General features: G+C 67.4%; 9 protein-coding genes. 5 read left to right on the forward strand and 4 right to left on the reverse strand.

Translation table 11 applies throughout. The annotated features are described in order from the left end of the window. Positions 1-291 precede the first annotated feature (291 nt). The 5 genes from GTZ93_RS40905 to GTZ93_RS40925 all read left to right on the forward strand — a co-directional run bounded on the left by GTZ93_RS40905 (position 292) and on the right by GTZ93_RS40925 (position 6494). Positions 292-933, forward strand: coding sequence for an ATP-binding protein (locus GTZ93_RS40905; protein WP_139922922.1), 642 nt, complete (start codon positions 292-294; stop codon positions 931-933). Further along, a complete protein-coding gene (locus GTZ93_RS40910) occupies positions 930-2273 on the forward strand; it encodes a sigma-54-dependent transcriptional regulator (RefSeq protein WP_139922924.1) in 1344 nt (447 codons plus the stop codon). The genes GTZ93_RS40905 and GTZ93_RS40910 overlap by 4 nt, the downstream gene beginning before the upstream one ends. 139 nt (positions 2274-2412) lie before the next feature. Then, positions 2413-3558 carry a glycosyltransferase family 4 protein gene (locus GTZ93_RS40915; protein WP_139922926.1) on the forward strand — a complete coding sequence of 382 codons (1146 nt, stop codon included), beginning with the start codon at positions 2413-2415 and terminating at the stop codon, positions 3556-3558. Positions 3559-3591: 33 nt separating this feature from the next. After that, a complete protein-coding gene (locus GTZ93_RS40920) occupies positions 3592-3840 on the forward strand; it encodes a hypothetical protein (RefSeq protein WP_139922928.1) in 249 nt (82 codons plus the stop codon). A gap of 206 nt (positions 3841-4046) precedes the next feature. Next, the gene (locus tag GTZ93_RS40925) at positions 4047-6494 is read left to right on the forward strand and encodes an Ig-like domain-containing protein (protein WP_139922929.1); all 2448 of its coding nucleotides are present in this window, start codon (positions 4047-4049) and stop codon (positions 6492-6494) included. A 2-nt stretch (positions 6495-6496) separates the two neighbouring features. On the opposite strand, the gene GTZ93_RS40930 is transcribed toward GTZ93_RS40925, so the two are convergent. The 4 genes from GTZ93_RS40930 to GTZ93_RS40945 form a co-directional block, all read right to left on the reverse strand. Further along, positions 6497-7789, reverse strand: coding sequence for an OprO/OprP family phosphate-selective porin (locus GTZ93_RS40930; protein ID WP_161663346.1), 1293 nt, complete (start codon positions 7787-7789; stop codon positions 6497-6499). Between the two features lie 208 nt (positions 7790-7997). Continuing rightward, a complete protein-coding gene (locus tag GTZ93_RS40935) occupies positions 7998-10460 on the reverse strand; it encodes a peptidoglycan-binding protein (RefSeq protein ID WP_161663347.1) in 2463 nt (820 codons plus the stop codon). A 108-nt stretch (positions 10461-10568) separates the two neighbouring features. Next, positions 10569-12011 (reverse strand): hypothetical protein, encoded by a 1443-nt coding sequence (locus GTZ93_RS40940; protein WP_139923689.1) that lies wholly within the window; start codon positions 12009-12011, stop codon positions 10569-10571. Positions 12012-12324: 313 nt separating this feature from the next. After that, on the reverse strand, positions 12325-14514 hold the full coding sequence (locus GTZ93_RS40945; RefSeq protein ID WP_161663348.1) for a peptidase domain-containing ABC transporter: 2190 nt from the start codon (positions 14512-14514) through the stop codon (positions 12325-12327). Positions 14515-14517: the final 3 nt, after the last annotated feature.

The raw sequence follows: 14517 nt of genomic DNA on the forward strand, positions 1-14517 counted from the left end.
CGGGCAACTCGTCCGCGAGCACGCTGTCTTCCGAGAGGCCTTCGGACTTATCTGATTCAGATGAGGGGATGCTTCAGGGCCCGTACGGCACGGCGGGAGAGCGCCCGCCCGCCTCGTGGCCCTCCACAACACTGACATACCGGCAGTCCATTCCTGTTCACTTGAAGAGAATGGCTTGCACCCCGTCCTGGACCTTCGTCCAACGTCTGCGTTGGACGGTTCCAGGAAGCAACGCAAACAATGTATTCAGGATGCAGGAAATCGTAGACTGATGCGCGTTCGCCGTACGCCATGTCCACGCTCCCTTCGACGTCCACACCGCTCCGGATCGCCGCCATCGCCACCGCCTGTGCGGCGCTCATGGGCCTGGTCGCGGCCTGGAGCGAAAGCCAGTCAGCGGGTGTCCGCATCGCCCTGCTGGTGGCGAGCGCCTTCGGACTGGCGGTGGCGGGCGCGGTGGCCGCTCTTCGCGCGGTGGCCCGGAGTGAGCGTGACTGCGCCCGGCTGCTCGACAAGGCGGATGACGCGCGGGCGCTGCGCGACGCGGTGATGGACATCACACCGGTGGGCTTCGCGTTCTACGACCGCGACCTGCGCTACGTGCACGTCAACGCCGCGCTCGCCGCGATGAACGGCCTGCTGGTGGAGGCGCACCTGGGCCGCCATGTCTCGGAGGTGCTGCCGGAGCTGGGCACGATGCTCGGGCCCGGCTTCAAGAGCGAGGACCTGCCCCACGTCTTCGAGCCCTTCTTCAGCAAGCGTCGAGGAGGGACCGGGTTGGGTCTGTCCATCGTCCAGCGCATCCTGGAGGAGCACCAGGGGCGCATTCGCCTGTCCAATCACCCCCAGGGAGGCGCGGAGGTGACCATCCTGCTGCCCGCCCTTTTCCCCGCCGTTCACACCGGCCCAACTCCGCAGTCACAGGTGTCATGACCCGCACCCGCATCCTGCTCGTGGACGACGAGCCCGGCGTCCGTCTGGGTATGAAGGGATACCTCACCCAGCATGGCTTCGACGTGGATGAAGCCACCAGCGTCGCCGAGGCCCAGGAGGGCTTCCGCTCACACCGGCCCGACGTGGCCGTCATCGATTACCGCCTGCCGGACGGCACGGCACTGGAGTTGTTGCCCCGGCTCAAGGAGATGGACGCGGCGGTGCCCCTGGTGGTGCTGACCGGGCACGGCTCCATTGAATTGGCGGTGCAGGCCGTGAAGGAAGGCGCCGAACAATTCCTCACCAAGCCGCTGGAGCTGGCGGTGCTCAAGGTGGTGCTGGAGCGGCTCGTGGCCCAGCGCCGCGAGCGGCAGCGGCTCCTGGCGGACCGCTCGCGCGCGGTGCGCACGCAGGTGGACCCCTTCCTGGGCAACAGCCTCGCCATCCGCGCGCTGCGCGACCAGGCGGAGCGCGTGCGCGAGAGCGACAGCCCGGTGCTCGTCACGGGCGAGACGGGCAGCGGCAAGAGCGTGCTCGCGCGCTGGCTGCATGAAGGCGGGCCGCGCCAGGAGTCCCCCTTCGTGGACCTGAACTGCGCGGCGCTGTCCAAGGACCTGCTGGACTCGGAGTTGTTCGGCCACGAAAAGGGCGCCTTCACCAGCGCGGTGGCCGCGAAGCCGGGCCTGCTGGAGGTGGCGGACCGGGGCACGCTGTTCCTGGATGAAGTGGGCGACATGGACGTGGCCGTCCAGCCCAAGCTGCTCAAGGTGCTGGAGGAGAAGCGCTTCCGGCGCCTGGGCGAAGTGAAGGACCGGCGCGTGGACGTGAGGCTCGTGGCCGCCACGCACCAGGACCTTCAGCTGGCCGCGCGTGAGAAGCGCTTCCGAAGCGACCTGTACTTCCGCATCAGCACGCTCATCCTCCACGTGCCGCCACTGCGTGAGCGCGCGGAGGACGTGCCGGTGCTCGCGAGCCACTTCCTGGCGGAGATGGGCGCGCACCGCGGCCGCGGCCAGGTGGAGCTGGAGCCCGACGCGGAGCGAGCCCTCATGGCCTACAGCTGGCCGGGCAACATCCGCGAGCTGCGCAACGTGCTGGAGCGCGCGGTGCTCCTGTCCGGCACGTCGCGACTGTCGCGCAGCGCCCTGCGCTTCGAGTCCCTGCTCCCTACGGAGGAGCCGCTGGGCGAGGACCTCACGCTGGAGGAGCTGGAGCACCGCCACATCGAGCGCGTGCTGGCGCGCGAGGGCGGCCACGTGGAGCGCGCGGCGACGAAGCTGGGCATCTCCCGCAGCTCGCTCTACGCGAAGCTCAAGGGGTGGCAGCACAAGGGGACCTGACGTCCGCGCTTCCGTTTTCGAGACGCTTTTCATCTCAACTTGAGACAGCCGAGACACGCTCGCGCCCCGGCTTCGTGCTCGTGGCGGCGGCGCGGTTCGTGCTCTCGCCTCCGGTGAAATCCAGCCCGGGGCGTACCGAATGAATCACTTCCAGGACGGCACGAAGGACCCGACGAAGGTGCGGGTCCTCTTCGTTGCCTGGTTTCTCCGCGAGGACCGGCGGTGGCTGGGCGCGTTCCTCCCGCCAGAGCGCTTCGAGTGCTCCTACGTGGGCCTGGAGGAGGCTGTCGACTCGACCCGGAAGCGCACGCCCTGGAAGAAGTGGTGGCAGTTCTTCCGCCTGGCGCTGAAGGCCCGGCGGGAGCTGGCCCGGCATCCCCAGGATCTCATCGTCACGGCCTTCCCACAGGTGGGTTTCACCGTGGGGCTCGTGAACCTGCTGACCTTCGTGCGCACCCCGCACGTCATCTGGTACTTCAACTGCGGCCATGAGTACCGGGGGCTCCGCAAGTGGCTGTCGCGGCTCGCGTACCGGGGCGTGGACCGATGCCTCGTCTACACGCGGCACGAGCGCTCGGTCTATGCGCGCGTCTTCGCCCTGCCGAAGTCCCGCTTCCAGTTCACGCACCTGACCGGCGCGGAGCTGAAGGCGGAGGACTTCCGCGGAGCGCGTGAGGACTTCGCGCTGGCGCCGCGCTACATCGCCGCGCTGGGCTCGTCGGGCCGCGACTACGGCACCCTCCTGCGGGCCGTCGAAGGCCTGTCCCTGCAGCTCGTCATCGTCGCGCACCCCCATGCGCTCCCGCCCGGGCCCGTGCCTCCGAACGTCAAGGTCCTCACCAGCATCCCCCAGCAGGACTATCTGCGGATCATCGCGGAGGCGGAGCTGGTGGCCATCCCCGTCAACAACCGGGAGACGGCGAGCGGACAGATGACCTTGATCCAGGCCATGGCGCTGGGCGTTCCCGTGGTGGCCACGCGGTGCATCGGGACCGAGGACTACATCCGCCACGGAGCGAATGGCTGGTTCGTCGAGATGGGGGACGTGGAGGAGTGGCGGCGCACCCTGCGCTCCATCCTGGACGACCCCGAGGAGCGACAACGGCTGGCCACCGAGGCCCTGCGCTTTGCCCGGGAGCGCTTCACGGACCGGACCGGCGCCCGCGTGCTGGCGGCGCTCGCCGAGGAACTGTCCACGCCCCCTGCAATTTTTTACAACCAGACACACTCCTCGACAGCGACACCAGAATCAGACGCCGAGCATTCCAAAGACAGACGCATCTGAGTATGATTGCGCGGCAACCCTCACGGAGGACGCATGCGCACGTTCCTGATTGGCGGTCTGCTGGCGATGGCTGTGGGCTGTGGCGGTCCCATGGAGCGGGAGGAGGAGCCGAACCTGACCTCGCAGGAGGCGCCGCTCCCGGACTGCGCCACCAGCCCGACCAGCGTCAGGACCTACTACGACGCCAACAACTGGGTCATTGGCGAGCGCGGGTGCGACTGCGGGGACTGGATCCACTGGGGGCAGATTTCGAGCATCTACGACATCCGCACCTCCTGTTAGGCCCTCCGCGGAGCCGCTGCGGATGTGGACGACGAGCGTGCCGCAACCGCCAACCCCGCAACGCCCGTTGTTGCCTGACAGGCAACTGTGGCCTCCCAGGCAACAACAGACGTCAATCCATGCCCTGAAGAAACTTCGCCTGGATCCATGGCGATAAAGACTTGTTGTAGTCCGCACCCCGCGGCTCGACACTTCGAGGCCTGGAAATGCCTGTGTTTCATGGAGCCCGCCGGCTCGCGTTGTGCCTGCTCACGTTCGTCCTCGCCTGCGGTTCCACCGAACCCGATCCGAAGCCTGGGGAGGACGACGACAGCGACAAGGTCGCGGCGCTCACCCTCTCGCCGAACGGGGCGACGCTCCTGGTGGGCGAATCGCTGACCCTGGCCGCCCAGGCGCTCGACGACAGCGGCCACGCGCTCCAGAACTTCCAGGTGACCTGGTCCTCCCAGCTGCCCGCGTACGCCACGGTGGCCGGCGGCCGGGTGACAGGCGTGGCGCCGGGCGGCACGGTCATCACGGCCAAGGTGGGCTCGGTGAGCACGACCCTGACGGTGATCGTGATGCCGGACGACGCGTCCCGTCCGTCCAGCGACGAGGTCCTGGCGTCCGCGCATGAGGCAGGCCTCATCAACGACGAAGAGCTGCTGGCCTACCGGGTGTACGCCGCGTTCAGCGATCCCCGGCTGCCCCTCCAGTACAAGGCCCGCGTCGAGCCGGCCTTCGACGTCACCCCGCTCGAGGAGCTTCACGCGCGCTTCGACGACCTCTCCGCGCCGATGCAAGACGCGCTCGGGATGTACCTGCTGCGCCCGGCTGACCCGGGGAGCTGGCTCAACACGCCCCTGCCCGACGCCCGGCTGAGCAGCATGAAGCGACCCTCCTGCAAGCCCCACTCCGACGGCTGGTACTCCCTTTCGAAGTCCCACGCGAAGGTGAAGGTCTGGTTCGAGTTCGCCATCGCGGGTCAACGCGAGCAGGCCGACCTCCTCGACAAGGCGATAGAGAATGAGATCTGGCCGAAGCTGATGGCGCTGGGGCTCAAGGAGCCACTCACCGACGGGTCCATCGCTGTCTGCAACGGAGGAAGCCCCCAGCTCGACCTCTACTTGTCCCGCAACATGAACGGCCGGGGATTGACCCTCCCGGAAGGCTTGGACAACACGCAGGCCGCCACCTACATCCTGCTGTGGGATGGGCTTGGCGATGACGAGCTCAAGGGTGCGGCGACCCACGAGCTGATGCACGCCATCCAGTGGTCCTACAAGACGAAGGGCCCGCAGGGCAGCTACGGGTGGATCCGCGATGCGACCGCGAACTGGGCCATCGACCAGGTGTATGGCCAACAGCAGCCACAGCTCGAGCACGACTACGCCGACTGCTTCATGAGCTCCCCGGACCTGTCCCTGGAGGACCGCTCCCCGGGCCACTGCAAGTCGCCGGCGGCGGGCCCGCTGGCGGCACGGGACTACGGCGCCTACCTGTTCTTCCAATTCCTGGCGAAGAAGCACGGCCCGAACGTCGTGGTGGCGGCGCTGGAGAAGCTGACCACGGAGACCTCCAGCCTCACCGCGGTGGACTCCTCCGTCCCTGGCAAGCTGGAGAAGACCTGGCCGGATTTCGCGAAGGTGCTCTGGAACCAGGCGCCCATCGACGCCAAGGCGGAGTCCTTCGCGAAGTGGGACCAGCTCACGGAGAAGGTGAAGCCCCACGCGATCAAGGGCGACCTGGCCGGCGCGCCCGAGCACAAGGAAGAGCTCCACGACGAGCTGAAGAACCTGTCCAACCACTACGAGCACTTCACGTTCAGTGACCCGAACACGCGCTCCCTGATCTTCCACAACGGGTGGTTCAAGAACATCACCGACTCGAAGGATCCGGTGAAGGTGCTCGCGCTCTGGAACGACGCGAGCGGGACGTGGCACGAGGAGGACTGGAGCGATTACGAGTACGTGGGCCTCTGCCGTGACATGAAGTCGCAGCGGGCCCAGGACCTGATCATCATCACCAGCAACGCGAAGTTCGCACCCAATGGCGGCGGGAGCCTGAAGGCAGCGAAGACGCCCTACCTCAAGCGCAGCAACCTGGGCTGCTGGAAGTACAAGGGCACCTCGAAGGCGGTCCTGACGGGGGCGGGCTGGTCCGGCCGGGGAAAAATCCTCGACTCGAACCTGGAGTACCAGGTGCTGGGAGCCTTCGCGACCGCGGACTACGAACATCTGAACCTCCCGCACACGAAGCGGCTGGGAGCCTTCATGATCATGCCGGTCAGCGGCGATTTCACGCTCGACGTCGACTACAACTTCGGAGGCTGCCGGTACACGCACGGGCCCACGAAGTACGCGCTGGTCGCGAATGGAGGGGTGATGTTGATGAACCCCTTCAACGAGTTGAAGTCGCCGGATCCCGACACCCAGGACTGGCTGTCGCATGCGTCGCGCTCGTACACGTCAGCGATTGGTGATGGACGCATCGTGGATATCGCCGTCGGCGGCGGCCCGGACTGCCGGGGTCCGGAGAAGGATGCCCCCGGGAACATCCTCTTGACGGACACGGGTTCACCGCCGCTCGCGAAGCCCAATGGCGAGCTGTCCGGGACGTTCCCCTACGCGGACGCCGTCTTCACCTGGACGCTGCAGCCTCAGAGCGAACCCTGAGTTCAGAACGCGACCTGGAACCGGGACATCACGACGTTCTCGGCTTCCCGGTCGCCTTCCACCGCCCCGCCCACGTAGGTCGTGTGGTGATAGTTCAACGCGACGCGCACGCGCCGGTTGAAGGCGAAGAGGGTGGCGACGCCGAAGCCCCGGGCCTGGCTCACGGAGCGCGTGGGGTCCGCGAAGATGGGGAACGCTTCGTCGTCCATGTCCAGGCCCTGATAGCGCGCGGAGATCTCCAGCGCGCCGCCCTTGCCTGTCTTGGGGTTGAAGGGCTGGTGGGGCTTGGGGCCCGTGAAGGACGCGTCCCCGCCCAGCACATACGACGCATACGCCTGCCACGCGTGGTGGCGCAGGCGCGCGCGCTGGTCACCGATGCTCACCTCTTGTGACGACAGGACGTACTCCGCCAGGAGCCCCACCGGGCCCCAGTAGAAGTAGCCCTGGGGCGACAGACGCACGTGCTCTCCGTCCGCGACGACGGTCGGTCCGGTGGTCCCGTTGTTCAGGAAGCTGAAGATGATCTCCTGGCCGGTGCTGCGCTGCGGCACCAGGGCGGTCGTGGAGGTGTTGGTGGAGGGCGTGCCGAACTGGAGGCCCCGGGAGACGGCGACGCCCAGGCCCAGGCCCTGGAGCGCGGAGTCCGTATCGCCCTTGAAGGGCTGGGCGAAGACGCGGGCCACCATGTCGAAGCTGTCGTCGGTGTTGACGTCGATGCTGGCACCGTCGGGATCGCCGTTGACCACCGCGAACGCATACGCGAGGCGCCCTCCGGCGATGTCGCCGTGCAGCTGCAGGCCCGCGTCGCGGATGGGGACCAGGTCGAAGGTGAGCGAGCGTTCGATGAAGGGGACGTCCGTGTTGGCCTGGAGCAACTCCAGCCCGAAGGGCGTCTTGAAGCGGCCGGCGCGCAGGCGGAGCCACTCGACGGGGCGCAGGTCGATATACGCATCCTGGATGAGTGGCTGATTGACGCCGAAGTCCGGCATGAGCCGGAAGTCCACGAAGCCGAACAGCGTCCCGTCCAGGAAGGGACGCAGGCGCCGGATGAGGAACGTATTGGTGCCGCTCCGGTCCGAGTCCGCCACGTAGAAGCGGCCGTCCCCCTGGACCTGTCCGCGGATCTTCAGCACGAAGGCCTTGTCGGCGGTGGAGAAGGTGTAGCCCTCCTCGGAGAGCTGGACGATGGGGGGCTCCGGGGCCTTTTCGGGCTCGGTCGCCTGGGCGCGGGCCGGGGGCGCGGCGAGCAACAGCAACCCCAGGGTGGCGAGGTGGGCGGCGGAGAAGGCGGACACGCGGGACCTTTCAGGCGAGGGGCGCCAGGGACGGGAGGGGGCGCCGGGCACGCACCCTCCCCGCGTGAAAGTGATGCTGTCAAGCGGCCTTTTCGCCGGTGTCGCGCTGGCGCCCAACAGCCCCCTAAGCTTGCGCTCCAACTGAGGTGTGTCCCAGGACGGCCCGCTCGCGTGCTACCCCGAGCCGGGCCATTCCCACACCGCGCGCTCAGACGACGGGTTGCACACGGTCCTTCGAGGATGCCTTGAACGGTGCCGTTGTCGGAACAAAGCCAACAGCCCAGGCATAGCTGGAAAGGCACATCTCGACCGTGTACTTGCTTCCATTGCTGGTCAACAGCCCATCCGCCACCACCAGCACCTCGTTACCCTCGCGCAGCAACACCCCGACATGCCCCGCGTGTCCGGTGCCTCCCTGCTTGTACGACTTGTCTGCTTGCTTCAACACGCTGCGAGACAGCGCTGGACCGAAGACGACGATGGCTCCTTCGGGGAGTGAGCGGAGCGTCTCGACGCTCTGCTGGGGAGGTGCCCCCAGACTGCCGTGGCCCCGGAGGAGCGCCGTGCACTCAATGAACTTCAGCAACTCCAAGGTGTGCTTCATGAACTTGGCGCTGTCCGAGGCAGCCGCACACTTCACATGGGAGTCGTCCGTGACCAACTCCGTCTTCTTGTCCAGGTGACTGTGCTTCGACACGTAATAGCCTTTGGTCGAGGCGGCGATCCACTGGCCGGTGCCGTAATCATAGACCTTGCCGACGATGCCACTCGAGACATAGGGGCGGTCCAAACCGTAGCTATAACCCACCGCACTCAGCATCTCGCAGACGCCCTTGGCACAGAGCCCCAGGTTCTTCTTGTTCATCCGCTCCCGGGCCTGCTGTCCCAGCTTCCGGAGCGTTTCCTGATGGGCCGTCGCGGGGAGCTTCAACGCGGGAGAAGATGAGCCCCTGACGGCGGCCTGGATGGAGGAGGTCTGCTTCGTTCCCTGGGATGCGGGCGTGGTCGCCGCGACGGACGGCGCGCTGACGTCCGCGGACTGGATCCCCAGCCCGGCGAGTCTCGGATCCCTCCGGGAGTAGACAACCCCGGCCTTCCAACCCTCCACCTGCTGGATGGCCGCCGCGAACTTCTGTAACTCCGCGCTGCTCAGGCTCGAGAGGAGCCTGTTCACATCGACTCCGGTCTTCTTCGACAACGTGCGGGCGTAGGCCACCGGATCGTTGTCATCGGAGGCGGGCGCGTAGCGCTTCATCGCCGCCGTCACGGAGAGCGTCTGATATTGCTGGGTCTTGAGCAGCTCGATGAGCGCGGCGAAGCCCGTGGCGTGGTTCGGAAAGATGGCGAAATGGCGGTTGTGCTTTCCCTTGAATGCACCATGCGCATTCGCGAAGGAGCCATTGCGGATGTTTCCCGGATTGTTGTTGCGCCAGGCGATGGTGCCTTCGCCGCGCACTTCGTTCGGGTAGAGGACGTAGCCGTTGATGACGTTGCCCGAGGTTCCGTCACCTGTCGCGGCGGATGCCACCTTGTTGGATGCCGGCGCCGTCTTTGGCGTGGAGACGGCTTGCGCCGAGGAGACCCGCTGGGGCGTCCTGCTCGACACGCCTCCCTTGTAGAAATCGGGGACGAGCCCCGCCTCCACCCAACCTCGGTCCGTGGCCTTCTGGCTGCAGACACCTTTCTCCTTGTTGGCGGCCTCGATCGTCATCCCGTTCCCGAGGCTGATGGCCACATGTCCTTTCGTGAAGAGCAACGCTCCACGTGTCCGGATGGCCTCCTCCACGGGGATGATGGTTTTCTTCTCGCGGCAGTGTGCCCGCTGGTTCTGCGAACCGTCTGGCATTTTGGCGCCCGCCTGCGCCGCGGCCCACTCCACGAGCTCGGAGCAGTCAAAGGCCTTGGCATCGCGGTTCGTGGCCGCCACCTCCGCGCCATACACGTACTTCTTCCCCTTCTGCGCCAGCGCGGCCTGCACCATGATTTCGATGCCTGGGTGGGGTTGGGATCCCCCCGATGGGACAGGGGTGGGCCCGGCGAGCCCTCGCAGAAATTGGATTTGCGCGTCCTCGTCCGGGAAGACGACACCGGCTGCGAGACAGTCGATCAGCAGGTTCCGGAGCGCGCGCTCCTTCTTCAGCATCTCGAGGGCCGGGCCCTGGCGGGACCTGACAAGCGCGACGTACTGCAACGCCACGTCGTCGGAGTCCGAGGTGTATTCCGCGTCGAGCAGCCGGAACGCGGCGATGACGAAGTGCGCGTCAGCCCCCCGGTTGTAAAGCGCCTGGGCGAGCCCCTTCTCGTCCGTGGACCACCTCGATGAGAACTTCTCGACCAACGCCTCCGCGTCGTTCGCGGAGGCCTTGTTGGCCACCGGCGCCGATGGGGTGCGGGGAGAAGAGAGGTGGAGCCCGAGCGCTCCCGCCGTCTTGGGCCCCACCACCCCATCGGGAACCAGTCCCCTGCTCCGTTGAAACGCTGTCACCGCCGCGAAGGTCTTCGGTCCGAAGTGACCGTCCACCTCGCCAACCTCTGGGTGAAGCGTCTTCAGCCGCGATTGCAGGGCACTCACCTGCAAGCCCTGACTACCCAATCGGAGGAAATCCCGAGGGTCCTCCTCGGCTGGCACGAACGGCGCGAAGGGCGAATTCAAGGCTTGCTTCTGTGGCATGAGTCCCTCTGGGAAAGGAGTGTCACGGCACGTCTGGACAAGCCTATTCTGAACTCACGCCCTGTGAATATCAAACACACACAGGCAAATAAACTCCTGAAGTCCTGCTCAACCCGCCAATTGGCAGACGAGTGATTCAGGCAGGATGGATTGCGTGGCATCCTGGACCCGGTACTCCAGCCGCATGGCCGGCCCATCCGGATTCTCTTCATCCCCTGGCGTCATGAATCGCGCCTGACAGGACCAGGTCTGGGGCCCGTCGTGCGTGTCGCACTGGACGAACCATTCCCTGTAGTCAACGCGAGCCTTCTTCACGAGCGCACCGAGCGTCCCGGCCTCCTTCAACTGGGAACAGGACTCACCGGTTGCCGCCAGCGCCATGCCAGACTTCTCAATGAAGTCGAGAGCCACCCGCGAGTCATCAAGCTTCAGGCGTTGCGTGCCGGGCTTCTCCGCGCGGGGCCAGAAGGATGTCAGGGACACTCCATCTAGTGAGCCGAGGAGTTTTCTCTGATTCACGTCATAGAGACGCACGGTCTTGCCGGCAGTGACCAGCAGCACGCCACCGCGGGACATCAGCGAGAGGTCGGTGCCGCCGGGCAGCGTGAGCTTCTCGGGTTCAACGAACTTGCCGCCTGCATTCCAGCGCAGCGGCGAGGACGCATTCGCGACTTCGACCGGCTCCGCCCGGTAGTAGATGGCCCCTCCCGAGAGGTTGCTACGAACCCAGTTGCTCTCCCCCAGGAGGTCCTCGCCACGGGGCCCGATGAGGTCCATTTCCGCGGAGGCATCCAGGGCCGTTTGCTCCTCGTCGGAGACGGCTTCCGGACGCAGGTCATCATTCGATGCGCGCTTCGTGCTGGGGCCGAGCTTTCGGGCGAGCTCGAGCACGTGCGTCCCCTCGGAGAGGTCCGAGCCATACTCCGCCACCCGCGTCTCCACGCGCGTCCACTTGTCCCCGGAGAGGCGATAGGCGTGTGCCAGACCGGACTCCCCCTCTGAGTCGACGGGGTATTGCGCGCCTTCGAAAACCAGGACGCGCTGGCCCTCTTTTTCAGCGCGCTCGGGAGGCTTCATGGGAGGGCTGTCATAGTGAGCGACGAGCGCGACAGGCCGACCCTCCGGGTCGAACCCGAGTTCGTCGGTACGCCCCACGCCGGGCAGCGGCAGCGGAGTGCCCTGTCCGGCGACGAGATCCACCAGCCAGGCACGTGGGACGCGCTGATCCTTGAAGGACTGGAGGACGGTCCCCTTGCGGCCATCGAGGCTCCAGGAGAACTGTGCGAGATCACAGCCCCCCGGGAAGGTGAAGAGGGTCCGGCGGGTGTTGCGCCGGCCTTCGAAACGCACCCACTTGCACGTGTCGCCCTCGGACTGGGCAAAGGAAAGCGTGTCATCGCTGACCGGAGGCGGAGCAGTGGCGGGGCTTGCTTGCGCCGGAGGGGACGCGGGCGGCGTGGGAGCCGACGCGGGGTCCTGGGTCTTCGACTTGCACGCGCTCGTGGCGAGCGCGGCGGCAAGGAAGCAGGTGGTGCCAAGTTGGCGGAACATATGCGTGCTCCTGCGATAAGACTGGCGGACTCTGGCATGGAGGAGTGTCCATGGATAGAGGGCGCGCACGGTGTTGGGAGTGACCCCGCCACGGCGCCAATCCCCCTGCGCCACGGCCCTGCCCTCCCCACAACCCATTCAGTTTCAGGCTGTCGAAGCCGTTCCTGACCAATCAGGTCGTTCCACGACTCCAGGCGCTTCATGCCAATGACAAAGCGGGACTTCGCGTCTCCTCGTTTGCCGTCGTCCTATCGGGGCTCATCCAGGTCAGTCCTGCATGGGACCCGCGTGGGGAGGTTGCTTCTATCCTCCGCTATCCCGCGCGGGCCCGGGAGCGTGAGGGCAGCTCGAGTTGGGCCGCCACGAGCCGCGAGTAGGCCCCGCCTCGAGCGAGCAACTCCGCGTGCGTGCCCTGCTCCACGATGCGGCCCTTCTCCATGACGAAGAGGATGTCCGCGCCCACCACGGTGCTCAGCCGGTGGGCGATGGTGACGCGGGTGCATGAGAGGGATTGCAGCGCCTGCTGCACGCGCCGCTCGGTGACGGCGTCCAGCGCGCTCGTCGCTTCGTCCAACAACAGCACCGAGGGTCGACGCACCAGCGCGCGCGCCAGGGCCAACCGCTGACGCTGCCCTCCGGACAAGCTGGCCCCCTGATCTCCCAGGGGCGTGTCGTAGCCCAGCGGCAGCGCGAGGATGTCCTCGTGGATGCCCGCGCGCGTCGCCGCGTCCACCACGGCCGCCAGCGGGATGGACGGATCCGCGAAGGCGATGTTGCTGCGCACCGACGCGTTGAACAGCCGCGTGTCCTGCACCACGATGCCCAGTTGCTGGCGCACCGAGTCGCTCTCCAGCTCCGTCAGGTCCATCCCGTCGAAGAGCACCCGCCCCGCCTCCGGCCGGTATAAACCCAGGAGCACGCGCGCCAACGTGGACTTGCCTCCGCCGGAGGGGCCGACAATGGCCGCCCATTGCCCCGGTGCAATCCTCAGCGACACGTCCTGCAGGGACGGTGACTCCAGCGCGCCGTAGCGGAAACGGACGCCCTCCACGGTGATGCCACCCGCCAGCTTCGGCGCGGGCCGCACCTTTCGTGCGTCCTGCTCCGGGGCCGTCTCCAGCAGGTCGTCGATGCGCTCCAGGTAGCCGCTAGCGAGCTGCACCTGCCCGCCCACCGCGACCAGGGAGGCCAGGGGGGCCAGCGCGCCCAGCGCCAACGCCTGGGCCGTCAGCATCGCCCCCAGCGTCAGCTCGCCGCGCAGCACCTGCCACAGCCCCGTGCCCAACAACACCGAGGGCGCGCCCACCTGGAGTCCCGCCGCCAGCGCTTCCACCACGCCCTGGTAGTAGCGCTTGCGCGAGGAGGCATTGAGCTGCCGCGTGTAGAGCTCCTCCCAGTGCCCCACCGCCTGTCCCTGCGCGCCGGAGGACTTCAGGACCTCCAGGCCGGACAGCATCTCCACCGTGAAGTCCTGGGACTTCGCCTGCGCGTGCATCTCGCTGGCCAGCAACTCCTCGCGCCGCCGCCGCGTCAAGAGCAGCACCAGCACCTGCGCCGCCGCCACGGCCCCCACCGCCAGGAGCAGCGGCCGGCTCAGGCCCGCCAGCATCCCCACCGAGGAGAGGATGAGCAGCCCGTCCAGCATCACCGCCAGCGTGGCCGCGCCCAACGCCTCGCGGATGATGGCCAGGCTGTTGATGCGCATCATCAGGTCGCCCGACGAGCGCTGCTGGAGGAAGGCATACGGCAGTGACAGCAGGTGCCGCACCAGCTGGCCCGCCATGCCCACGTCCAGCTCCACGCGCAGCCGCACCAGCAGGGCCGAGCGCAGCGACGTGGCCAGGACGTGGCACACCAGCACCAGCCCCACGCCCACTCCCAGCGCCGCCAGCAGGCTCGTGTCCTGCCGTGGCACCACCCGGTCCACCCCCATGCCCATGAGGAAGGGCAGCACCAGGGACAGCACCTGCAGCACCAGCGACACCGCGAAGATGCGCGTCCAGTTGCCTGCGTGCCCGCGCAGCAGGGCTGGCAGGCGGCGCAGCAGGGCCGGCCGCGTGTGGCCTCCCCGGAGCGCGGACGTGGGCTCGAACAGCAGGGCCACGCCGGTGAAGGCGTCGCGGAACTCGTCCCAGGACAGCCGCCGCCGTCCCAGGGCCGGATCCACCACGTCCACCCCACCCCGCCACAGCCCGTCGAAGACGACGTAGTGGTTGAACTCCCAGTGGAGGATGGAGCCGCGGTCCAGCACGGGAACCTCGTCCATGCCCAGGCTCACGCCCCGCGCATCCAGGCCGAAGCGCTTCGCTGCCTCCACCAGCGCCAGCGCGTGCGCGCCTCCGCGCCCCGCCCCCACCGCCTCGCGCACCTCCGCCGGCCGCGCCGGGGCGCCGTGGTACGCCAGCACCATGGCCAGGCACGTGGGGCCGCAGTCCGCCGCGGTGAACTGCTGGAGCAACGGCACCCGGCGCCACCGCCGCTTCAGCTCACGCCACGTGCCCATGCC

It is taken from the genome of Corallococcus exiguus, assembly GCF_009909105.1.
GTDB classification, from domain to species: domain Bacteria; phylum Myxococcota; class Myxococcia; order Myxococcales; family Myxococcaceae; genus Corallococcus; species Corallococcus exiguus.